Raw genomic sequence first — 21,690 nt, 5'->3', positions numbered from 1 at the left:
TTACATCCACCATGTGTGGTGGGTGCTTTCAGCTGGGTAAGGACTGTTCAGACATTGTTTGGAGAGTTTGATCCTGGCTCAGGACGAACGCTGGCGGCGTGCTTAACACATGCAAGTCGAGCGGAAAGGCCCTTCGGGGTACTCGAGCGGCGAACGGGTGAGTAACACGTGAGTAACCTGCCCCTGACTCTGGGATAAGCCCGGGAAACTGGGTCTAATACCGGATATGACACATGACGGCATCGTTGGTGTGTGGAAAGTTTTTCGGTTGGGGATGGACTCGCGGCCTATCAGCTTGTTGGTGGGGTAATGGCCTACCAAGGCGACGACGGGTAGCCGGCCTGAGAGGGCGACCGGCCACACTGGGACTGAGACACGGCCCAGACTCCTACGGGAGGCAGCAGTGGGGAATATTGCGCAATGGGCGAAAGCCTGACGCAGCGACGCCGCGTGGGGGATGACGGCCTTCGGGTTGTAAACCTCTTTCAGCAGGGACGAAGTTGACGTGTACCTGCAGAAGAAGCGCCGGCTAACTACGTGCCAGCAGCCGCGGTAATACGTAGGGCGCAAGCGTTGTCCGGAATTATTGGGCGTAAAGAGCTCGTAGGTGGCTTGTCACGTCGGGTGTGAAAGCTTGGGGCTTAACTCCAGGTCTGCATTCGATACGGGCTGGCTAGAGGTAGGTAGGGGAGAACGGAATTCCTGGTGTAGCGGTGAAATGCGCAGATATCAGGAGGAACACCGGTGGCGAAGGCGGTTCTCTGGGCCTTACCTGACGCTGAGGAGCGAAAGCGTGGGGAGCGAACAGGATTAGATACCCTGGTAGTCCACGCTGTAAACGTTGGGCGCTAGGTGTGGGGACCTTCCACGGTTTCCGCGCCGTAGCTAACGCATTAAGCGCCCCGCCTGGGGAGTACGGCCGCAAGGCTAAAACTCAAAGGAATTGACGGGGGCCGCACAAGCGGCGGAGCATGTTGCTTAATTCGACGCAACGCGAAGAACCTTACCAAGGCTTGACATCGCCCGGAAACACTCAGAGATGGGTGCCTCTTCGGACTGGGTGACAGGTGGTGCATGGCTGTCGTCAGCTCGTGTCGTGAGATGTTGGGTTAAGTCCCGCAACGAGCGCAACCCTTGTTCAATGTTGCCAGCACGCTCCTTCGGGGGTGGTGGGGACTCATTGGAGACTGCCGGGGTCAACTCGGAGGAAGGTGGGGATGACGTCAAGTCATCATGCCCCTTATGTCTTGGGCTGCAAACATGCTACAATGGCCGGTACAGAGGGTTGCGATACCGCAAGGTGGAGCGAATCCCTAAAAGCCGGTCTCAGTTCGGATTGGGGTCTGCAACTCGACCCCATGAAGTCGGAGTCGCTAGTAATCGCAGATCAGCAACGCTGCGGTGAATACGTTCCCGGGCCTTGTACACACCGCCCGTCACGTCACGAAAGTCGGCAACACCCGAAGCCCGTGGCCCAACCAGCTTGTCTGGGGGGAGCGGTCGAAGGTGGGGCTGGCGATTGGGACGAAGTCGTAACAAGGTAGCCGTACCGGAAGGTGCGGCTGGATCACCTCCTTTCTAAGGAGCACCGGCTCACTTCCGTCCAGCTTGGCTGGGTGGGATGGGTCTACGTCGCGGTCAGGGGCGAATGTTCCCTGCGTGACACGCTCATTAGTGGAGCACTGGCTACTCGGATCGGCTTGGTCGCTGGCCGGCTAGTACCGCCCTCTTCGGAGGGAGTGGGAACGACGGTTTCAGGGGTTGGGCTGGTTCGAACACACTGTTGGGTCCTGAGGAAACGGACCATGTTCGGGGCTGCTGCCGGTTGGTGGTGGCCCTGGTGCCTGCCCCGGGTTCGGGGTGGGTGTCTGTTTTGCCTCGTGCGGGGCCGACCTCCTGTCAGACCAGTTCACAGCTGCGCATGTTTTGTGTGTGGTGGTGGGTGTTGGTGGCGGGGTGGGTTTGGTCGCTGTTTGTTGTTTGAGATTTGCATAGTGGACGCGAGCATCTTTGTGGCCAAGTTTTTTAGGGCACACGGTGGATGCCTTGGCATCAGGAGCCGATGAAGGACGTGGGAGGCTGCGTTAAGCCCCGGGGAGTCGCCAACCAGACTTTGATCCGGGGATGTCCGAATGGGGAAACCTAGCACCAGTCATGTGGTGTTGCCTCCGCCTGAATGTATAGGGCGGTTGGTGGTAACGCGGGGAAGTGAAACATCTCAGTACCCGTAGGAAGAGAAAACAAATAGTGATTCCGTGAGTAGTGGTGAGCGAAAGCGGATCAGGCTAAACCGTAGGCGTGTGATAGCCGGCAGGCGTTGCGTTTGCGGGGTTGTGGGACCCTCTGGGAGGAGCTGCCGTTTCTCCAGACAGTTAGAAATCCTTCCGATAGTCGAAGCTTCTGGGAAGTTGCGCCGTAGACCGTGAGAGTCGGGTAGGCGAAATTGGTTGGACTGTTTGAGGGGATCCCAAGTAGCACGGGGCCCGAGAAATCCTGTGTGAATCTGCCAGGACCACCTGGTAAGCCTAAATACTCCCTGATGACCGATAGTGAACAAGTACCGTGAGGGAAAGGTGAAAAGCGCCCCGGTGAGGGGTCGTGAAATAGTACCTGAAACCGTGTGCCTACAAGCCGTAGGAGCGTAAACGAGGTTCGCCTTGTTTGTGATGTGACTGCGTGCCTTTTGAAGAATGAGCCTGCGAGTTATGGTGTGTGGCGAGGTTAACCCGTGTGGGGGAGCCGTAGCGAAAGCGAGTCTGAATAGGGCGTTTGAGTCGCATGCTGTAGACCCGAAGCGGAGTGATCTAGGCATGGGCAGGTTGAAGCGCGGGTAAGACCGCGTGGAGGACCGAACCCACCAGGGTTGAAAACCTGGGGGATGACCTGTGTTTAGGGGTGAAAGGCCAATCAAACTCCGTGATAGCTGGTTCTCCCCGAAATGCATTTAGGTGCAGCGTTACGTGTTTCTTGCCGGAGGTAGAGCACTGGATGGCTAATGGGCCCGACAAGGTTACTGACGTCAGCCAAACTCCGAATGCCGGTAAGTGAGAGCGTAGCAGTGAGACTGCGGGGGATAAGCTCCGTAGTCGAGAGGGAAACAGCCCAGACCACCGACTAAGGCCCCTAAGCGTGTGCTAAGTGGGAAAGGATGTGGAGTCGCAGTGACAACCAGGAGGTTGGCTTAGAAGCAGCCACCCTTGAAAGAGTGCGTAATAGCTCACTGGTCAAGTGATTCTGCGCCGACAATGTAGCGGGGCTCAAGTACACCGCCGAAGTCGTGGCATTCACACATGTACCGAGCCTTTGTGGTTTAGGTGTGTGGATGGGTAGGGGAGCGTCGTGCGGCCGGGGAAGCAGCGGAGTGATCCAGCTGTGGAGGCTGTGCGAGTGAGAATGCAGGCATGAGTAGCGAATCAGAAGTGAGAAACTTCTGCGCCGGATGACCAAGGGTTCCTGGGGCAGGCTAATCCGCCCAGGGTAAGTCGGGACCTAAGGCGAGGCCGACAGGCGTAGTCGATGGACAACGGGTTGATATTCCCGTACCCGCTACGATGCGCCAATACTGAATCCAGTGATACTAAGGGTCCTTAACCCCCTTGAGCCTTCGGGCTTGGGGTGAGGGTGAACGCCTGGCCTGAACTGGTAGTAGGTAAGCGATGGGGTGACGCAGGAAGGTAGCCCAGCCCAGGCGATGGTAGTCCTGGGGTAAGCATGTAGGACGCGTTGTAGGCAAATCCGCAGCGCATTAAGTCTGAGATGTGATGCCGAGCCGATTGTGGCGAAGTGGGTGATCCTATGCTGCCGAGAAAAGCCTCTAGTGAGTGTCGTGGCGGCCCGTACCCTAAACCGACTCAGGTGGTCAGGTAGAGAATACTAAGGCGATCGGGTGAACTGTGGTTAAGGAACTCGGCAAATTGCCCCCGTAACTTCGGGAGAAGGGGGGCCTTCGCTGGTGATGAGCTTCGCGCTCTGAGCTGGTGGGGGTCGCAGAGGCCAGGGGGAAGCGACTGTTTACTAAAAACACAGGTCCGTGCGAAGTCGTAAGACGATGTATACGGACTGACGCCTGCCCGGTGCTGGAACGTTAAGGGGACCGGTTAGTGCACTTTGGTGTGCGAAGCTGAGAACTTAAGCGCCAGTAAACGGCGGTGGTAACTATAACCATCCTAAGGTAGCGAAATTCCTTGTCGGGTAAGTTCCGACCTGCACGAATGGCGTAACGACTTCCCCGCTGTCTCAACCGCAGACCCGGCGAAATTGCACTACGAGTAAAGATGCTCGTTACGCGCAGCAGGACGGAAAGACCCCGGGACCTTCACTATAGCTTGACATTGGCGTTTGGAACGTCTTGTGTAGGATAGGTGGGAGACGGTGAAGCTATCACGCTAGTGGTGGTGGAGTCATTGGTGAAATACCACTCTGGTCGTTTTGAACGTCTAACTTCGGTCCGTGATCCGGATCAGGGACAGTGTCTGGTGGGTAGTTTAACTGGGGCGGTTGCCTCCTAAAGAGTAACGGAGGCGCCCAAAGGTTCCCTCAGCCTGGTTGGCAATCAGGTGTCGAGTGTAAGTGCACAAGGGAGCTTGACTGTGAGACCGACGGGTCGAGCAGGAGCGAAAGCTGGGACTAGTGATCCGGCGGTGGCATGTGGAAGCGCCGTCGCTCAACGGCTAAAAGGTACCCCGGGGATAACAGGCTGATCTTCCCCAAGAGTCCATATCGACGGGATGGTTTGGCACCTCGATGTCGGCTCGTCGCATCCTGGGGCTGGAGTAGGTCCCAAGGGTTGGGCTGTTCGCCCATTAAAGCGGTACGCGAGCTGGGTTTAGAACGTCGCGAGACAGTTCGGTCCCTATCCGCTGCGCGCGCAGGAGACTTGAAAGGAGCTGTCCCTAGTACGAGAGGACCGGGACGGACGAACCTCTGGTGTGCCAGTTGTTCCGCCAGGAGCACGGCTGGTTGGCTACGTTCGGAAGGGATAACCGCTGAAAGCATCTAAGCGGGAAGCTCGCCTTGAGATGAGGTCTCCCACCATGAGAGTGGGTAAGGCTCCCGGTAGACGACCGGGTTGATAGGCTGGAAGTGGAAGCGCAGTAATGTGTGGAGCTGACCAGTACTAATAGGCCGAGGACTTGACCACAAAGCAACATGCTTGCATGTCTTGCTCGCGTCCACTACGCAATTCTGAGACAACAAACATTGGTTTGTGTGTTTCATAGGGTTACGGCGGTTATGGCGAAGGGGAAACACCCGGTTACATTCCGAACCCGGAAGTTAAGCTCTTCAGCGCCGATGGTACTGCACCGGGGACGGTGTGGGAGAGTAGGTCACCGCCGGACAATCGTTTCACGTAGGCCCCCACCTTTGGTGGGGGCTTTCGTGCTTTCCGGGCCTCCTTTTTTCGCGTCTTTCCCGGGCCTCTCCGGTCCTGACCCTAGACGTGGAGCTCGCCGGAAAGGACGGTCACCGCGTTTCCCGCGAGTTCGACCCGGTCGCCCCGTACAGCCGTGCGGATCACGCCTCCGCGCTGTGACAGCTGGGCACCCACCAGCCTTTCGGAACCGAGCTTGGCCGACCAGTACGGCGCGAGCGCACAGTGGGCGGAGCCTGTCACCGGATCCTCGGGGACTCCGACCCTGGGAGCGAAGAATCGGGACACGTAGTCGGCGCCGGCGCGCGAGGCTCGAGCCGTCACGATGACTCCCCGCGCGTCGACGGCCTCCAGAGCCCGGAAGTCAGGGGCGGTGGCGAGTACGGCCTCCTCGGACTCGACCTCCACGAGATAATCCCAAACATTTTTTCCTGTCCAAACAGGTTTAACTCCGAGAGCATCGATCAGCCCCTCCGGAGGGTTCATCGCTTGGAGTACTTTTGCCGGGAAATCCATGCTGATTAAACCGTATTTATCCCTGGTCGCGGACAGGATTCCGCTCTTCGTTGAGAATTCGAGGGTTTCTGGGACCGTTCCTGTGGAATACAGCACATGCGCCGCGGCCAAGGTCGCATGCCCGCACAGGGCCACCTCGGTCACCGGCGTGAACCAACGGAGCGGGTACGGTCCGCCGTCCCCCGCTCCGAGCAGGAAGGCTGTCTCGGAGTGCCTCATCTCCGCCGCTACGGACTGCATCCAGGCGTCGGGGGCCGGATTGCCGAGTACGCAGACCCCGGCGGGGTTACCCTTGAAAAATTCATCGGTAAACGAATCGACCGTGTAGACGAGCATGACGCGATGCTAGCGGCGCCGAAGATATCGGTTGAAGTTGGGTCAGGAGATCAGGCAAAGTCGGGGATCAGGCAAACCAGTGCGGTAGCCGTACAAAGTGGAAATAAGCGCTGGGCGTGTCGCATGGCGAACTTCTCGTCGTCGGTTACCGTCCAAGGTGTAGGGACAGGCCGGGTACGGCGTGGTCCTGGCGAAAGGACGAGCCGATGGGGGCAGTGCGCAAGGTGGCGAGCTACCTTGGCCTGGGCGGGGCCGAGCATTATGACGAGTCCTATGACTACGAGGACGAGGTCGAGGGCGAAGAGGAAGACTGGCAGTCCGCCTCGGAGCGTGCGGCCAAGCGCTGGCGCGCGATGAACGAGCCCTCGCGGATCGTGATGCTGACGCCGATGAAGTACAACGACGCACCGGTCATCGGCCAGCACTTCCGTGATGGTCAGACCGTCATCATGGATGTCAGCGGGATGAGCACCGCCGAGGCCACTCGCATGGTCGACTTCGTCGCGGGGCTGGCGTATGGCTGCGAGGGGCGCATCGAGAGGATCGCGGAGAAGGTCTTCCTGCTGGCTCCCGCCGAGGTGGAGATCACCAACGGCTGACACCGGAGCGGCCTTGCCGGTACGGGTCCTGAGTGATCGTCCGCGATCGGACCCGATACGGGTGCGAGGCCGCTCTCGGCGAGGGACCGCGCACCGAGGGTGAGGTCGTGCGGCGAGCAGCAGGTCCACCTCGCTCCGCAGGTCGATGAGCTCCGCGGATCCGTGATGTCTCCGACGATGCGCCCCCACGGCGGCACCGCGCGGCGAGAAGCGTGTCGACCACATCCCACGGATCCGTGACGCCTCCAACGACGCGTACCGAGGACAACGCGTACCGAGGACGAAGTCGCGCTGAGAGGGCTGAGAGAAGCGTGTTCACCCCGGCCCGCAGGTCCGTGATGTCTCCAGCGATGCGCGCCCACGACAGGGCCGTGTCGGCGGACGGGATACGTCGGCGACGGCCGGTCAGCCGGCTCGGGGGCCCCGGCGGAGCAGGCGGGTGAGTTCGGCCAGGTCGGAGGTCGCTGTTTTGATCCGGCCCTCGGACTCGTGGGCGTACTCGTGCAGTGCCCACACCGCGCCCTGGGCGAGGTCCCTGAGCTCGGCGAGCTGCGTGACGACGTATTCGGCGTCCGCTCGCTCACGTTGCCGCCTGCGCCACAACCTGTAGGCGCCTCCCACAGCCGGCAGGGGCGCGAGCAGCGCGAGAGGGAGGACGGGAAGGACGAGCGCGACCACCAGGATCACCGGGGCCAGGGCGAGCAGCGCGTAGGCCGCCCAGGGACGGCCGCGGGCCGGCGCTCCCTCGGTGGTGATCCGTTCCTCGGCGGCGCCCAGCGACTCGGGATCCGGGCCCTCGGGCCTGAGCGTCACGCGGTGGCCGAGAATCGGTATGGTGACCGACTCGGGCGCCTCGGCACGGGTGGCCTCGGCGAGGCTCTCACCCGCCGCCCGCACGATGGGCGCGGCCACGTGCAGCGCGATCGCGGCCAGGTAGGGGTGGGAGCCGGGGCGCAGGTCGCCGAGCAGGTGGCCGGTGAGCGGTCTCATCGGTCGCTCGGGGGTGCCGGAACCCGTCAGCTGGCGGAGCACGGTCAGCGGCTCGTCCTCGCTCCACACGACGGTCGCCTCGCCCGAACGGTCCGCCTGCGTGGCGGTGATGAACGCGAGATCGCCCAGGCCGACGGCCGCGCCCTCCGTACGGTCGGGTGTCTCACCGCTCGCCCGAGCCGCGGAACCGCTCACGGAATCGGGCTTCTCTGCGGCGGCGGCGGTGCCGTCGCCTCCCCTGCTCTCACGGGCCGAGGTGATCTCGGCGCAGCGATCGAGCAGGTGGGTCAGCCGGGCGGCGGCGTGTACGGGGGCGGCCAGCTCGGGGAGTTCGGCGAGTTCCCCGAAACCGGCCAGGGCAGGTGACACGGCCGTGGAGGGCTCGTCGGGGATCAGCGCGCGCAGCCATCGGTCGGGCTCGGACGCGGGAGAGGCGGCCACCGCGTCGAGCTTGCGGAGTACGAAGATCTTGCCTGCCGGACCGTACGCCCCGCGCGCGGCGGCGAGCCAGAGCGCCCGCTGGCCGTGGGTCACCGGGCGGTCCAGGGACAGCTCTCCGAAGGCGGTGCCGAGCCATGAGGCGTGGATGCGGTCGCCCTGGCCGGCCACGGCGAGGGCGAGGCAGAGGAAGAGCGCGGTCCGCTGCTCGTCACGCTGCGCGGCACGGGCGAGGGGTTCGAGTGACTCCTCGCCGCGCAGGAGCAGCACGAGCGCCTCGACGGCCGGAGCCAGCCAGCGATCGGACACGTCTTCGAAGTCCGCCGGCATCCCGGTGGGGACGGTGCCGGCGGCCAGATCGGTGAGGAGCGCGTCGGCACAGCGGCGCAGCTCTGTCTCGGCGTGTGCGCTCGCGACCTGCGAGGTTTCTGCGTGTGCGCTCGCGGTGTGCGAGGTTTCTGCGTGTGAGGTCGCGGTGTGCGAGGTTTCTGCGTGTGAGGTCGCGGTGTGCGAGGTTTCGGTGTGTGAGTTCGTGACCTGTGAGGTTTCGGTGGTCAGGTCCGTGTCCACGCCCGCGGTCGGCTCCGTGTCAACCCTCGCTGCCAGATCCGCGTCCAACGTCGTGACCAGGTCGGTGCTCAGGTCCGCGGCCAGGTCCGTGCTCGGATTCGCGGTGTCCGTGCTCAAGTTCGCGGTCAGGTCCGTGCTCAAGGCAGAGAGCTCCCCGAAGTTGTGACCGATGACCGCGCCAGCGTATTGCGCTTCGGACATCCCCGCAGGGAGGCGCGCCGAACATGACTTTGCCAGACGATCGCCTTCATTTTCCCAATAAAGACGATCATCTGGTGGACAGGTTACATGCGCTCGGGCACCGGGACGCCGAGAAGGCTCAGGCCGGTCTCCAGAACCTTCAGGGTCAGCGCGCACAGGGCGAGTCGCGAGGTGCGGGTGGCCGCGTCGACGTCGTCCTTCAGCACCGGGCAGTTCTCGAAGAACGTGGTGAAGGTGCTCGCGGTGTCGAAGAGGTAGGAGGCCAGCTTGTGCGGTGCCGAGTTCTCCGCCATCTCCTCGACGACCGCGCCGAACCCGAGGAGCTGCAGCGCCAGGGCACGCTCGGCCGGGTGGCCGAGCACGATCGGACCGTTCGCCTCGGCCGGTGTCACCCCGCCCCTGCGGAAGATGGAGCGGATGCGGGCCTGGGCGTACTGCAGGTAGGGGCCGGTGTTGCCGGTCAGGGCGAGCATGCGGTCGAAGTCGAAGACGTACTCGCTGTCGTGGCTGACCGACAGGTCGGCGTACTTGACCGCGCCCATGCCGACGGCGTGCGCGATCTCCGTGCGCTCGGCGTCGGTGTAGTCGCTCTCCCTGAGCACCTCGGCGGCCCTGGTCTCGGCCTCGTCGAGCAGCTCCACGAGCTTGATGGACTTCCCGCTCCTGGTCTTGAACATCTTGCCGTCGGAGCCCAGCACGCTGCCGATCTGGATGTGCTCGGCCCTGACGTGGTCGGGCAGCCAGCCCGCCAGCCTGGCCGAGTCGAACACCATCGACATGTGCAGCGACTGGGTCGCGCCGATCACGTAGAGGATGCGGTCGACCTTGAGGTCCTGGACCCGGTAGCGGATCGTGGCCATGTCGGTGGTGCCGTAGCCGTACCCGCCGTCGCTCTTGCGGATCATGAGGGGCAGCGGCTGGCCCTCGCGGCCGATGTAGCCGGGCGGGAAGACGCAGAGCGCGCCGTCGCTGAGGACGGCGATGCCACGCTCCTGCAGCTCGTCGCAGACCTGGGCGAGCACGTGGTTGTACATGCTCTCGCCGGCGATGTCGTCGTCGGTCAGCGTCACACCGAGCTGGGTGTAGACCTTGTTGAAGTAACGGACCGTGGCGTCCATGAAGATGCGCCACAGGCGCATCGTCTCGGGCTCCTCGGCCTGCAGGGTGACGACCCGGGCGCGGGCGCGCCTGTTGAACTCGGGGTCGGTGTCGAACTTCGCGCGGGCCGCCTGGTAGTAGGCGTTGCCCTCTCCGGCCTCCAGCTGGGCGACGGCGGTCTCCTCGCCGATGTCGAGCAGATGCTCGATGAGCATGCCGAACGGCGTGCCCCAGTCGCCGAGGTGGTTCTGCCGGATGACCTTGTTGCCCAGGTGCTCGTGGACCCGGGCGAGCGCGTCACCCACGATCGTCGTGCGCAGGTGGCCGACGTGCATCTCCTTGGCCGCGTTGGGCGCGGAGTAGTCGATCGCGACGGTCTGCGGCGGGCTGGACAGGCCCACGCCGGTGCGCGGGTCGGCCAGGATCTCGGAGGCCTGCGCCCTGATCCACTCGTCGGAGAGGGTGAGGTTGAGGAAGCCGGGACCGCTGACCTCGACGGTGCCGGGGAACGGGTCGTCCGACGCGTCCCCGGCCCGGCCGGTGAGGTGCTCGGCGATCTCCTGGGCGACCTCCCGCGGGGCCTTTCGCAGTCGCTTGCTCAGGCTCATCGCCACGTTCGCCTGGTAGTCGGCGAACTGCGAGGGACGGATCAGCGGGTCTGCGTCGGAGTATTCCGCACCGAAGGCGGCGGCCAGCGCCTGCTGGACGCGCTCGGTCAGTGCGAGCTGCGGGTCGGTCATGCTCCAAGGGTATCGGCTGGCCGGTCCCGAACCGATTGGATATCACCCTGGATCGGCTCCGTAGGGCGGGATCGCGCGATCATGAAGACGCCCGTCAGCACGACCCCGGCGGCGACGCCGAGCCCGGCCGCGGTGAGCCCGGCCGCGGGGCCGCCGAGGGTGAGCGCGAAGAATTCGCGGGCGAACGGGACGGCGAGGGCGAGCGCGAACAGCCCGGCCATGGAGGCCACGAGCGCGACCCGCCACCAGACGTACGGGCGGGCGACCAGGACCAGCACCCACCAGGCGGCGACGAACAGTGTGATCACCGCCGAGGTGCGGCTCTCCCCCAGCGTGGAGGACCCGCTCTGGGCGATCCAGTACGACAGGTAGACGGCGGTGGCGCAGACGATCCCGGCGGGGACCGCGAGGCGGAGCACGCGGGGTACGAAGCCGCTCCTGGCGCGCTCGTTGCTCGGCGCGAGCGCGAGGAAGAAGGCGGGGACGCCGATCGTCAGCGCGTTGATCAGCGTGGAGTGCCGGGGAGCGAACGGGAACGCGAGCCCGATGACCCCGGTGAGCAGGGAGAGCACGATCGCGTAGAAGGTCTTGGTCAGGAAGAGCCCGGCGACCCGCTCGATGTTGGCCAGCACCCGGCGGCCCTCGCCCACCACGGAGGGGAGGCCGGCGAAGCCGTCGTCCATCAGCACGATCTGGGCGACCGCCCGGGTGGCGCCGCTGCCGGAGCCCATCGCGACGCCGAGGTCGGCGTCCTTGAGCGCGAGCACGTCGTTCACACCGTCGCCGGTCATCGCGACCGTGTGCCCGCGCGACTGGAGCGCGCCGACGAACAGCCGCTTCTGGTGCGGGCTGACCCGGCCGAAGACGGTGTTGGTCTCCATGATCTCGGCGAGCTTCTCCAGGTCGTCCTCCGGCAGGGTGCGGGCGTCCACCGCGCGCTCCCCGCCGGGGATGCCCAGGGAGGTGGCGATGGCCGACACCGACTCGGGGTTGTCGCCGGAGATGACCTTGACGGTGACGTGCTGTCCGGCGAAGTAGGCGAGGGTCTCGGCCGCGTCGGGGCGGATCCGCTGCCTGAGCACGATGACGGCCGCGGCCTCGACGGTGCCGAGGTCGTCGGGGTCGCGCAGCGAGGTGACCCCGCACAGGGCGAGCACCCGCAGGCCGGTGGCGGCGAGCGCCCCGGCCTCGTCGTACGCCGGGCTGCCGGGCGGCAGGAGGACGTCGGGGGCGCCCAGGACCCAGCCGCCGTGATCGGCGAACTCGGCGCCGCTCCACTTGCGGGCCGAGGAGAAGGGGACCTTGGTGGTGGCGGTCCAGCCGGGCGAGTCGGGGTAGCGGGCCTGGACGGCGCGGGCGGTGGGGTTGGGGTCGGGGTCGAGGTTGGCCAGCGCGGCCAGGGCCTCGTGCACGGGCAGGTCGTCGTGGAGCGGGCGGACCTCGTCGAGTTCCATGCCACCCGAGGTGAGGGTGCCGGTCTTGTCGAGGCAGAGCGTGTCGACCCGGGCCAGGATCTCGATCGCGGGCAGTTCCTGAACCAGGCAGCGGCGCCGGCCCAGCCGGATCACGCCGACCGCGAAGGCGATGCTGGTCATCAGGACCAGGCCCTCGGGGATCATGGTGACGATGCCCGCGACCGTGCCGGTGACGGCCTCGCCGACACTCGTCTGCCTGCTGACCTGGCTCCAGGTGAGCAGGGCGCCGATCGGGATGACCAGCCAGGTCACGTACTTGATGAACCGCGTGACGCCTTCGCGCAGCTCCGAGTGGGACAGGCTGAACGCGCTGGCCTCCTCGGCGAGCCTGGCCGCGTAGGCGTCGCGGCCGACCCTGGTCGCGACGTAGGAGCCCCTCCCGGCGATCGCGAAGCTGCCTGACAGAGCCTCGTCGCCGGGACGCTTGTACACCGGGTCGGCCTCGCCGGTCAGCAGCGACTCGTCCACCTCCAGTCCGTCGGCGTCCACCACCTCGCCGTCGACCAGCAGCTGGTCGCCGGGGGAGAGCAGGACGAGGTCGCCGAGCACGACCCGGCGGGGCGGGATCTCGGTGTCGGAGCCGTCCCTGCGGACCCTGACCGGGGACTCGTTGACGATGGCGAGCCGGTCGAGGGTGCGCTTGGCGCGGAGCTCCTGGACGATGCCGATGCCCGCGTTGGCCACGATCACCAGCCCGAAGAGCCCGTCCTGCCACTCCCCGAAGATCATGATCAGCACCCAGAGCGCGCCGATCACCCCGTTGAAAAGGGTGAGGACGTTGGCCCTGACGATCGCCGAGACGGATCTGCTCGACCGGCGCCTGACGTCGTTGACCTGTCCCGCGGCCACCCGTTCGGCGACCTCGGCCGAGGTCAGCCCTCGGTTCGCCACCTGCTCCACGCGGCCCCCCGCTTGATCGACTGGAACTCAGGGTACGCGGGGCCGGAGAACGCGATGGGAGGTGTCACCCGATGCGCCGGAAATATCACCGCAGGTGGGCGGCCCGTGCGCGGGGTGTCATCAGCGGGTGTCACCGAGGGTGCGTCACCGAAAACACGTCGCCGAAGGCCTGTAACCGAAGATACGTCACCGCGGGCGTGTCATCGGCTCATCGAAGGCGTGTCGGCGGCAGGGGCCGGTGTCATCGGCGGCGGTGTCACCAGAGGCGGTGCGGGCGGGGGTGGCCACGAGCAGGTCCGAGGCGGAGCCTCCCCGGAGGCGGTGCGGTGTCACCAGAGGCGGTGCGGGCGGGGGGCGGAGGCGAGCCGCTCGCCGATGCGGTGCACCACGCCCTCCTGGGCCAGCGTGGCCGCGAGCACGCAGGCGGCGCTCACCCCCTTCGCCTGCGAGGCGCCGTGCGCGATGACCACGGTGCCGTTCAGGCCGAGCAGTACGGCCCCGCCGTGGACCTCGGGGTCGAGCCGCCGGTAGAGCTCCCTGATACGCCGCTTCTGCAGCAGGCCGCCCACCCTGGCCGTCCGGCTCTCATTGATCGTCTCGCGGAGTTGGGAGAAGGCGTAGCGGACGCTGCCCTCCATGGTCTTGAGTGCCACGTTGCCGGTGAAGCCGTCGGTGACGATGACGTCCACGGTGCGGGCGAGCAGGTCGTGGCCCTCGATGTTGCCCGCGAAGTCGAGGCCCGGGGCGGCCGACAGCAACTCGTGGGCGCGCTTGACGAGCTTGTTGCCCTTCTCCGGTTCGCTGCCGATGGTCAGCAGGCCGATCCTTGGGCTCTCGATGCCCAGGGCGGTTTCCGCGTAGGCGGCGCCGAGGTGGGCGAACTGCACCAGCATCTCCGGCTTGACCTCGGCGTTCGCCCCGGCGTCCAGCAGGACGGTCGGGGTGGGCCTGGTCGGCAGGGCGACGGCGATGGCGGGCCTGAGCACCCCGGGCTGGCTGCGGAGCCGGAGCTTCCCGGTGGCCACGATCCCGGCGGTGGATCCGGCGGAGACCACGGCGCAGGCGTCGCCTCGCCGGACGAGGTGGCAGGCGATGGCGATGCTGGAACGCGGGCGGCGCAGGCTGGCGAGGGCGCCCTCGTCCATGGCCAGGGCCTCCTCGGCCCGCACGATCGGGATCTCGGTGGTCGCGTCGTACCGGGAGAGCGCCTCGGACAGGGGGCGGGGGGCGCCGACGAGCACGATGGAGATCCCGTGCTCTCGTACCGCCCGCACGGCTCCCGCCACGATCTCGTCGGGGGCGTTGTCGCCGCCCATCGCGTCCAGGGCGATCGGCATGACGCCGGGAGCGTCGGTCTCAGGCAAGCGGTCACCTCGTGCGGGATGGTTTGTCCGCATCGTAGGCGGGCTCGGGACCTGATCGGTCCGTCGGGCTGATCAGGGAGTGCCGGGGAGATTCCAGTCGCTTTTCTCCCGGGAGACGATGATCTTGCCGAAGGTGGCCCGGCCGACGACCCTGATGACCGGGCCGTCCCCGTCGCCCGTGCCGCCGGAGATGCTGCGCTTGGCGAACAGCGCGCCGACCTCGTCGATGACGTGGGCGTCGCGGGGGACCCTGACGATCAGCTTGCCGCAGTAGGAGTTGACCTCAAGGGTGATCTCCCGGCCCGGGAGAACCGCGTCGGACAGGTCGACGATCAGCGCGCCGAAGGTGGCGCTCAGCGCGGTGTGCCGCCCGGCGATCCAGCGTCCGCCGCGCACGACCTTGCTGAAGACGGCGGCGACCTCCTGCCGCTCGGCGGTGGTTCCGCGGGCGGGGGCGGTGATGTCGGGCAGGTCGCGGGTGAGGGGGACGAGGTCGTCCATCGTGACGGCGGTGTAGGCGGCCTCCAGCCGGTCGGCGTGCTCGACGCTGGTCAGGCGGCCGGTGGCGAGCGCCTCACTCAGCACCGCGGCCACATGGTCGCGATCGGCGTCTGAGGCGCGCAGAACGGGGTCATGGGACGTCATGACTGTGAGTGTACGACTATTCAAGATATATCGCGATATCTCCCAGGAGAAGAAATTGCCGAGATATGGAACCGACCATAGGTCGGTTTACGTCCGGTATGTAACACGTTCGAGACGCGCGAAAGGCTAGTGAGGTTTACCGCGACAAGGACAAAAAATCTCGGCAAAGGACTGGTGATCTTGAACGAAGGCTCCAAGCGTGGGTTCCGCGCCTACACCGCGAAGCACCTCGACGACCTGCTGCGCAGGGGCGGCCTGGGTGACACCGAGCGGCTCCGGATCAGAGCGGTGGCGACGGTGCTGCCCTTCCGTACCAACGCTTACGTGGTGGATCAGCTCATCGACTGGTCCGCCGTCCCCGAGGACCCCATCTATCGACTGGTCTTCCCCCAGGAGGACATGCTGCCCGAGGCGGACGTCACCGCGCTGGCGGGTCTTCTGGAGGCCGGCGCCGGGAACGCGGAGATCCAGTCGGCCGCGAACAGGATCAGGATGAGGCTCAACCCGCACCCCGCCGGGCAGCTCGACCTCAACGTCCCGCACGTCGGCAGGGAGCCGATGCCCGGCATGCAGCACAAATACCCTGAGACGGTGCTCTTCTTCCCCAAGCAGGGGCAGACATGCCACGCCTACTGCACCTACTGCTTCCGGTGGGCCCAGTTCATCGGGGAGCCCGACCTGAAGTTCGCCTCCGACGACGTCGACGCCCTCGTCCGCTATCTCAAGGACCATCCCGAGGTGACCAGTGTGCTGTTCACCGGCGGCGATCCCATGATCATGAGCGAGCCCGTGCTCCGCCGCTATCTGGAGCCGCTGCTCGACGTCGAACAGCTCGAGTCCATCCGCATCGGCACGAAGTCACTGGCCTACTGGCCGCAGCGGTTCGTCTCCGACCCCGACAGTGACGACACGCTCCGCCTGTTCGCCTCCGTGGTCGACGCGGGCAAGAACCTGGCCTTCATGGCGCACTTCTCGCACCCCCGGGAGCTGGACCTTCCGATCGTCGAGGCCGCCGTCGCGAGGATCACGGCCACCGGCGCGGTCGTCAGGACGCAGGCTCCGCTGATCCGGTCGATCAACGACGCCCCCGGGACCTGGTCGTCCATGTGGCGCAGGCAGCTCACCATGGGCATGATCCCGTACTACATGTTCGTCGAGCGCGACACCGGTCCGCAGGACTACTTCGCGGTGCCGCTCGCCAGGGCTTACGAGATCTTCAGGGACGCCTACGCGAGCGTTTCCGGGCTGTGCCGCACCGTGCGGGGCCCGTCGATGTCCGCCACGCCCGGCAAGGTCTGCCTGGACGGCGTCGCGGAGGTCGCGGGGCAGAAGGTCTTCGTGCTCCACCTCATCCAGGCGCGCGATCCGGAGCTGGTCGGACGCCCCTTCTTCGCGAGGTACGACCCGGACGCCGTGTGGCTCACCGACCTGCGCCCGGCCTTCGCCGACCGCTTCCCCTTCGAGCCCGCCACCGCCGCCCCCCGGCGACTGTCGGCCTGACCCCGCCCCGCCCCCCTGGCGGCGCCCGAGGCTCATGACGACGGTGAGGAGCACGGGGAAACCGGCCGGTGCGCACCGGCCGGTTTCCGCCGCCTCAGCGTCCCGGGCCCCGCACGGAGGTGCGACGGGCGATCTCGGCCTGGAGTCTGGCCATCTGCCAGTGCAGCTCGATGAGCTGCTCGGTCAGCTGGAGACGCGGAATCTCTGATGGGTCCTCGACGGACAGGTGGTCGATCGCGGTGGACAGCTCTCGCATCGCGCGCCCCCACTCCATGACGGCTTCCTTGGATCGAAACAACGTTCGAATCATACCGGAACACCGAACACGCTGTCAGTCCATTGCCTCCCGTGTCCCACCCGGGGACGTGCCGTGCCGCTAGCTCTGGTACTCGGGCGTCACGTATCCGCGGGCCACGGTGTGGGCGGTGATGTTGAAACCCACCACCGCGGGCGGGGTGTCGGCGTCAAGGCCGAGTTTCTCCACGTCGAGGGCGTGCACCGCGAAGATGTAGCGGTGCGGGTCCCCGGGCGGCGGTGCGGCGCCGCCGTAGGCGTTGTGGCTGTAGTCGTTGCGCCCGTGCACGCCCACGCCGCCGTCGCCCGCACCCGCGCCGGCGGGCAGCTCGGTCACGTCGGCCGGGATGTCGAACAGCAGCCAGTGCCAGAACCCGCTGCCGGTGGGGGCGTCGGGGTCGAAGCACGTCACGGCGTAGCTCAGGGTGCCCTCGGGAGCGCCGGACCAGCGCAGGTGGGGGGAGACGTTCTGGCCGGTGGAGCCCCAGTCGTTGAACACGTGGGTCTCGGCCATGCGCTCGCCGTCGCGGACGTCGTCGCTCTCGACGGTCAGCGCGGGAACCTGGGGCAGGAAGTCATACGGAATCGGTGGCCGCGTGGACACGATTCACCTCCGATGGAAGCGTCTTGTCGGTCGCTCCTCATCCTGCCCTGCCGCCGGACCCCGTAATGATCGGAGGCCGGGTGCTCAGACCTTGTTGTAGGCGGCGAGGACCGTCTTCGGGTCGCCGTCCATCTTGATCTTGCCCTTGTGCAGCCAGAGGACCCGGTTGCAGGTCTCCTCGATCACGTCGAGGTTGTGGGCGACCAGGAAGACGGTGCCGGCCTCGTCGCGCATCTTCTTGATGCGGTCCTGGCTCTTGCGCCGGAACTCGCGGTCGCCGGTGGCGAGGGCCTCGTCGATGAGCAGCACGTCGTGGGACCTGGCCGAGGCGATGGCGAAGCGGAGCCTGGCACCCATGCCCGAGGAGTAAGTGGACATGGGGAACTGCACGAACTCCCCGATGCCGGAGAAGTCGACGATGTCGTCGTACTTCTCCTTGACCTGCTTGGGGTTCATGCCCATCGCGTAGCAGCCGAGCACGATGTTGCGCTCGCCGGTGAGCTCGCGCATCAGCGCGGCGTTCACGCCGAGCAGGGAGGGCTGGCCGTCGGTGTAGACGGCGCCGGAGTGCGGCGGCAGGAGCCCGGCGATGGCGCGCAGCAGCGTGGACTTGCCGGAGCCGTTGCGGCCGACGATGCCGATGGCGTCGCCGTGGCGGGCCACGAAGGACACGCCGCGCACGGCGTGGACCTCCTTCATCTGCGGCCGTCCCTGGCGCTTGACGAGGCGCATGAGGGCGTTGACGGCGTTGCCCTTCTCCACGTCGCTGGCCGCGCCGTACACCCGGTAGATGATGTGCAGGTCGTCCACGATGACCGTGGGGGTGCCCTCGCGCTCATCGGCGGAGGCGGGGGCGGGCTCCGGGTTGGGGTGCACCCTGACGTCCGTGCTCGGCACGGCGGGCTCCTCGGCCTTCACTCGGGACAGCTCCTCGGTCAACTCAGCCACGGCCGTACTTCTCCTCGGCTCGCCAGAAGTACCAGAACCCGCCGAGCAGAGCGAACACCGCCCAGAATACGCAGACCGCCCAGATGTACGGCCGGGGCTCGTGCGTTTCCATGAGCAGGTCCCGCATGAGCTCGATGTACGCGGCGGCGGGGTTGAAGTACATGACGTCGGCGGCCCACTGGGGGAGGCCGGCGCCACCGGGGCCCGCGACCTTGTCCTCGATGGAGAAGAAGACGCCGGAGGCGTAGAGCCAGGTGCGCATGATGAAGGGGAGCAGCTGGTTCAGGTCGCGGGCGGTGGCGCCGACCCGGGCGAGCACCAGGCTCGCGCCGACGTTGAACATGGTCTGCAGCACCAGGGCGACCGGGACCAGCAGCCACAGGAGGGTGACCGGCTCACCGATGAGCAGCACCAGGCCGAACAGCACGCCCATGGAGATCAGGAGCTGCTGGAACTCCTGGATCGTGTAGGCGAGAGGGAGCGCCGCCCGGGGGAAGTGCAGGGCGCGGATCAGCGAGAGGTTGCCGGAGATCGCCTTGGCACCGCCGCTCACCGAGCGCTGCGTGTAGGTGAAGACGAACATCCCGGTGATGAGGAAGGCCGGATAATGCTCGATGCCCTTGCTGGCGCCGAGGATCAGGCCGAACATCAGCCAGTAGATCGCGGCGTTGAGCAGTGGCGTGATGACCTGCCACAGCTGGCCCAGGGCCGAGTTGCTGTACTTCGAGACGTTGCGCGACGTGGCGTACGTCATGACGAAGTGCCGTCGTTCCCACAGCTGTCGCAGGTAGACGAACAGACTCGGGCGTGCGATGGCACGCCGAAGTCCGTGGCGCGCGGCGAGCTTGGCCAGCGGCTCTTGCCCCTGCGCGGGGATGCCGTTGCTCGGGCCGCCCGCCTGGGCGTCCGCGATCGCGGATTCCGGCTGGCTCATGGCAAGGACTCTATTGGATGGGAGTGGATGAAGTGCCTGCGGCGGGGGTCCGCCGCACACATTGGACGGGATCTCCGGGCAACAGGTTCCAGGGCAATTGTGTGGTTCTCCTGCGGGAGACCGGGCCCTTCGCGGTCAGGTCAGCGCAGGCCCAGGTCAGGGTCATCTGAGGGCAACAGATGCGAGCAGTCCCGGTGCGGGGGTATTTTGGCGTGACCGTTCATGTCCTACGTGTGCCTGGATGTCGTTTTCATACACATTCGGGATCTTGGCCTTGTCGAGTTGGCAGGCATGTGACGTCGAATCGGTTCATGCGTGACCGAACTGCAACATCACAGATATAAGTCGGTGTGGAGCGGTAGGGAATAGTCGCGATCGATCGGTGTGGCGTCAGCACCCGGACCGGAACAGCGGGAAGCAGGGACCACGAGATCCTCCTTCGCGGTGCTCGGGCCACGGAACTCAGTGTCGACGCAAGCCTGCAAAGGGAGGATTTACCGCAATGCGTGTTTCCAAGGGTGCGCGGCTCACAGCCGGCACTGCCCTGCTCGCCCTCGCGCTGACCGCGTGTGGCAGCTCGACGCCCTCCGACGGCGGGACGGCCGCGGCCGACCAGCCCGTGCGCATGGAGCTCGGCGAGCCGCAGAAGCTCTTCTATCCCGGTGACACCACCGAGTCCGAGGGCTCCGAGGTCCTGGCCGCCATCTTCGCCCCGCTGGTCGGCTACGACGAGAACAAGCAGGTCGTGGACGAGGTCGCCGAGTCGATCGAGTCGACCGACAACACGGTGTGGACGATCAAGCTCAAGCCCGGCTACACGTGGCACAACGACGAGAAGCTGATCGCGCAGAACTACGTCGACGCGTGGAACTACGCGGCCAACCAGGACAACGTCCAGGGCGCCAACGGCTTCTTCAGCCGGATCGACGGCTGGGCCGACCTGAACCCGGGCGAGGGCCAGACCGTCTCCACCAAGGAGATGAAGGGCCTGAAGGTCATCGACGAGAGCACCTTCAGCGTCACCCTCAGCAAGCCGTTCTCGCAGTTCAAGACGATGCTGGGTTACACGGCGTTCTACCCGCTGCCCAAGGCGGCCTTCGGCCCCGACGGCAAGATCACCGAGGCGTACGCCAAGCAGCCGATCGGCCAGGGCTACTTCAAGATCGACAAGCCCTACAACAAGGGCACCGACCAGACGATCGACCTCACCCGGTACGACAAGTTCGCCGGGACGAAGCCGAAGTTCACCAAGCTCCAGTTCAAGCTCTACACGAGCCCGGAGACCGCGTTCAACGACCTGGCCGCGGGCAACCTCGACGTCCACGACTCGCTGCCCCCGTCGGCGATCGCCAGGGCCAAGTCCGAGCTCGGCGAACGCTACATGGACGAGGCGGACGCCGGCGTCGGCTACATCGGCTTCCCGATGCAGTACAACAAGACGTACGCGAACGTGAAGGTCCGCGAGGCCATCTCCATGGCCATCGACCGCGCGACCATCGCCGACAAGGTCTTCTCCGGCACGCGCGCCCCGGCGGACGACTTCATCAACCCCCTCCTCGACGGCTACCGCGCCGGTGCCTGCGCGGTCTGCAGCTACGACCCCGCCAAGGCCAAGACGCAGTACGCCGAGAACAACGGCCCCAAGACGCTGGAGCTGGGCTACAACACCGACGGCCCGCACAAGGAGTGGATCGAGGCCGTCGCGAACAGCCTCCGCGCCAACCTGGGCATCGAGGTGACGGTCAAGCCCTTCGAGAAGTTCGCCTCGATTCTCGACGAGCTCGACAAGAAGACCTACGGCGGCATGTTCCGCATGGGCTGGGCGATCGACTACCCGTCCGCGGAGAACTACCTGACCCCGATCTTCTCCACCGTCGCGATCAAGACCGGCTCCAACTACGCCGGCTGGTCGAACAAGGAGTTCGACGAGCTCCTCTCCAAGGGCGACACCGCCCCGACGCAGGAGGAGGGCCTGAAGTTCTACCAGCAGGCCGACGACATCCTGATCAAGGAACTGCCGTACATTCCGGTGTACTTCTACCGGACCAACGCCGCGTTCTCCCAGCACGTCAAGGGCGTCAAGATGAACCTTCTCAACCAGATCGAGTGGACCGAGGTCGAGAAGGCCAGCTGACGACCGGTTGAGGGCCGGGCGGGAGCCCGGCCC

The 21,690-nt window shown here is 65.8% G+C and carries 13 protein-coding genes and 3 rRNA genes; 6 read left to right on the top strand and 10 right to left on the bottom strand.

Going from position 1 to position 21,690, the window contains the following annotated elements:
* The first annotated feature begins 55 nt into the window (after positions 1-55).
* The 3 genes from OG587_RS04055 to rrf all read left to right on the top strand — a co-directional run bounded on the left by OG587_RS04055 (position 56) and on the right by rrf (position 5,339).
* A 16S ribosomal RNA gene (locus OG587_RS04055) occupies positions 56-1,578 on the top strand.
* Positions 1,579-2,014: 436 nt separating this feature from the next.
* Positions 2,015-5,140: ribosomal RNA gene (locus OG587_RS04050) — 23S ribosomal RNA — on the top strand.
* A gap of 82 nt (positions 5,141-5,222) precedes the next feature.
* Positions 5,223-5,339: ribosomal RNA gene (gene rrf, locus OG587_RS04045) — 5S ribosomal RNA — on the top strand.
* Together the 16S, 23S and 5S rRNA genes form the textbook arrangement of a ribosomal RNA operon.
* A gap of 95 nt (positions 5,340-5,434) precedes the next feature.
* Here rrf and OG587_RS04040 read toward each other — a convergent pair.
* Positions 5,435-6,223 carry a PhzF family phenazine biosynthesis protein gene (locus OG587_RS04040; protein WP_329086983.1) on the bottom strand — a complete coding sequence of 263 codons (789 nt, stop codon included), beginning with the start codon at positions 6,221-6,223 and terminating at the stop codon, positions 5,435-5,437.
* Between the two features lie 206 nt (positions 6,224-6,429).
* Here OG587_RS04040 and OG587_RS04035 point away from each other — a divergent pair, with 206 nt between their 5' ends.
* Positions 6,430-6,822 (top strand): cell division protein SepF, encoded by a 393-nt coding sequence (locus OG587_RS04035; RefSeq protein ID WP_329086981.1) that lies wholly within the window; start codon positions 6,430-6,432, stop codon positions 6,820-6,822.
* Positions 6,823-7,227: 405 nt separating this feature from the next.
* Here OG587_RS04035 and OG587_RS04030 read toward each other — a convergent pair whose 3' ends face one another.
* The 5 genes from OG587_RS04030 to OG587_RS04010 all read right to left on the bottom strand — a co-directional run bounded on the left by OG587_RS04030 (position 7,228) and on the right by OG587_RS04010 (position 15,243).
* Positions 7,228-8,961 (bottom strand): hypothetical protein, encoded by a 1,734-nt coding sequence (locus OG587_RS04030; RefSeq protein WP_329086979.1) that lies wholly within the window; start codon positions 8,959-8,961, stop codon positions 7,228-7,230.
* A gap of 143 nt (positions 8,962-9,104) precedes the next feature.
* Positions 9,105-10,859 carry an arginine--tRNA ligase gene (argS, locus tag OG587_RS04025; protein WP_329086977.1) on the bottom strand — a complete coding sequence of 585 codons (1,755 nt, stop codon included), beginning with the start codon at positions 10,857-10,859 and terminating at the stop codon, positions 9,105-9,107.
* Positions 10,856-13,234: an HAD-IC family P-type ATPase gene (locus OG587_RS04020; RefSeq protein WP_329086975.1), complete on the bottom strand. Its 2,379-nt coding sequence runs from the start codon at positions 13,232-13,234 to the stop codon at positions 10,856-10,858. Before OG587_RS04020 ends, argS begins: the two co-directional genes overlap by 4 nt.
* A gap of 329 nt (positions 13,235-13,563) precedes the next feature.
* Entirely contained in the window at positions 13,564-14,571 is a 1,008-nt protein-coding gene (gene plsX, locus OG587_RS04015) for a phosphate acyltransferase PlsX (protein ID WP_329093721.1), read from the bottom strand.
* Between the two features lie 99 nt (positions 14,572-14,670).
* Positions 14,671-15,243: a DUF1707 SHOCT-like domain-containing protein gene (locus OG587_RS04010; RefSeq protein ID WP_329086973.1), complete on the bottom strand. Its 573-nt coding sequence runs from the start codon at positions 15,241-15,243 to the stop codon at positions 14,671-14,673.
* Positions 15,244-15,417: 174 nt separating this feature from the next.
* On the opposite strand from OG587_RS04010, the gene OG587_RS04005 reads away from it, so the two are divergent.
* Complete coding sequence (locus OG587_RS04005; RefSeq protein ID WP_329086971.1) at positions 15,418-16,743, top strand: KamA family radical SAM protein; 1,326 nt, start codon at positions 15,418-15,420, stop codon at positions 16,741-16,743.
* A gap of 94 nt (positions 16,744-16,837) precedes the next feature.
* Here OG587_RS04005 and OG587_RS04000 read toward each other — a convergent pair whose 3' ends face one another.
* The 4 genes from OG587_RS04000 to OG587_RS03985 all read right to left on the bottom strand — a co-directional run bounded on the left by OG587_RS04000 (position 16,838) and on the right by OG587_RS03985 (position 19,523).
* Positions 16,838-17,017 carry a hypothetical protein gene (locus OG587_RS04000; protein ID WP_329086969.1) on the bottom strand — a complete coding sequence of 60 codons (180 nt, stop codon included), beginning with the start codon at positions 17,015-17,017 and terminating at the stop codon, positions 16,838-16,840.
* A 102-nt stretch (positions 17,018-17,119) separates the two neighbouring features.
* Positions 17,120-17,641 carry a YbhB/YbcL family Raf kinase inhibitor-like protein gene (locus OG587_RS03995; RefSeq protein WP_329086967.1) on the bottom strand — a complete coding sequence of 174 codons (522 nt, stop codon included), beginning with the start codon at positions 17,639-17,641 and terminating at the stop codon, positions 17,120-17,122.
* 84 nt (positions 17,642-17,725) lie between these two features.
* Entirely contained in the window at positions 17,726-18,589 is an 864-nt protein-coding gene (locus OG587_RS03990) for an ABC transporter ATP-binding protein (RefSeq protein ID WP_329086965.1), read from the bottom strand.
* A complete protein-coding gene (locus OG587_RS03985; protein ID WP_329086964.1) occupies positions 18,582-19,523 on the bottom strand; it encodes an ABC transporter permease in 942 nt (313 codons plus the stop codon). The genes OG587_RS03990 and OG587_RS03985 overlap by 8 nt, the downstream gene beginning before the upstream one ends.
* 502 nt (positions 19,524-20,025) lie before the next feature.
* Here OG587_RS03985 and OG587_RS03980 point away from each other — a divergent pair.
* Entirely contained in the window at positions 20,026-21,657 is a 1,632-nt protein-coding gene (locus tag OG587_RS03980; protein ID WP_329086961.1) for a peptide ABC transporter substrate-binding protein, read from the top strand.
* Positions 21,658-21,690: the final 33 nt, after the last annotated feature.

Source organism: Streptosporangium sp. NBC_01469, assembly GCF_036227305.1.
GTDB lineage: Bacteria > Actinomycetota > Actinomycetes > Streptosporangiales > Streptosporangiaceae > Streptosporangium.
The sequence above is the reverse complement of the archived record's forward strand: the minus strand, read 5'-3'. Positions and strand labels throughout refer to the sequence as shown.

Excerpts from the sequence above, each read along its gene's own strand:
- OG587_RS04040 (WP_329086983.1), bottom strand. The coding sequence starts at position 6,223 with ATGCTCGTCTACACGGTCGATTCGTTTACCGATGAATTTTTCAAGGGT.
- OG587_RS04035 (WP_329086981.1), top strand. The coding sequence starts at position 6,430 with ATGGGGGCAGTGCGCAAGGTGGCGAGCTACCTTGGCCTGGGCGGGGCC.
- argS (WP_329086977.1), bottom strand. The coding sequence starts at position 10,859 with ATGACCGACCCGCAGCTCGCACTGACCGAGCGCGTCCAGCAGGCGCTG.
- plsX (WP_329093721.1), bottom strand. The coding sequence starts at position 14,571 with ATGCCGATCGCCCTGGACGCGATGGGCGGCGACAACGCCCCCGACGAG.
- OG587_RS04010 (WP_329086973.1), bottom strand. The coding sequence starts at position 15,243 with ATGACGTCCCATGACCCCGTTCTGCGCGCCTCAGACGCCGATCGCGAC.
- OG587_RS04000 (WP_329086969.1), bottom strand. The coding sequence starts at position 17,017 with ATGGAGTGGGGGCGCGCGATGCGAGAGCTGTCCACCGCGATCGACCAC.
- OG587_RS03985 (WP_329086964.1), bottom strand. The coding sequence starts at position 19,523 with ATGAGCCAGCCGGAATCCGCGATCGCGGACGCCCAGGCGGGCGGCCCG.
- OG587_RS03980 (WP_329086961.1), top strand. The coding sequence starts at position 20,026 with ATGCGTGTTTCCAAGGGTGCGCGGCTCACAGCCGGCACTGCCCTGCTC.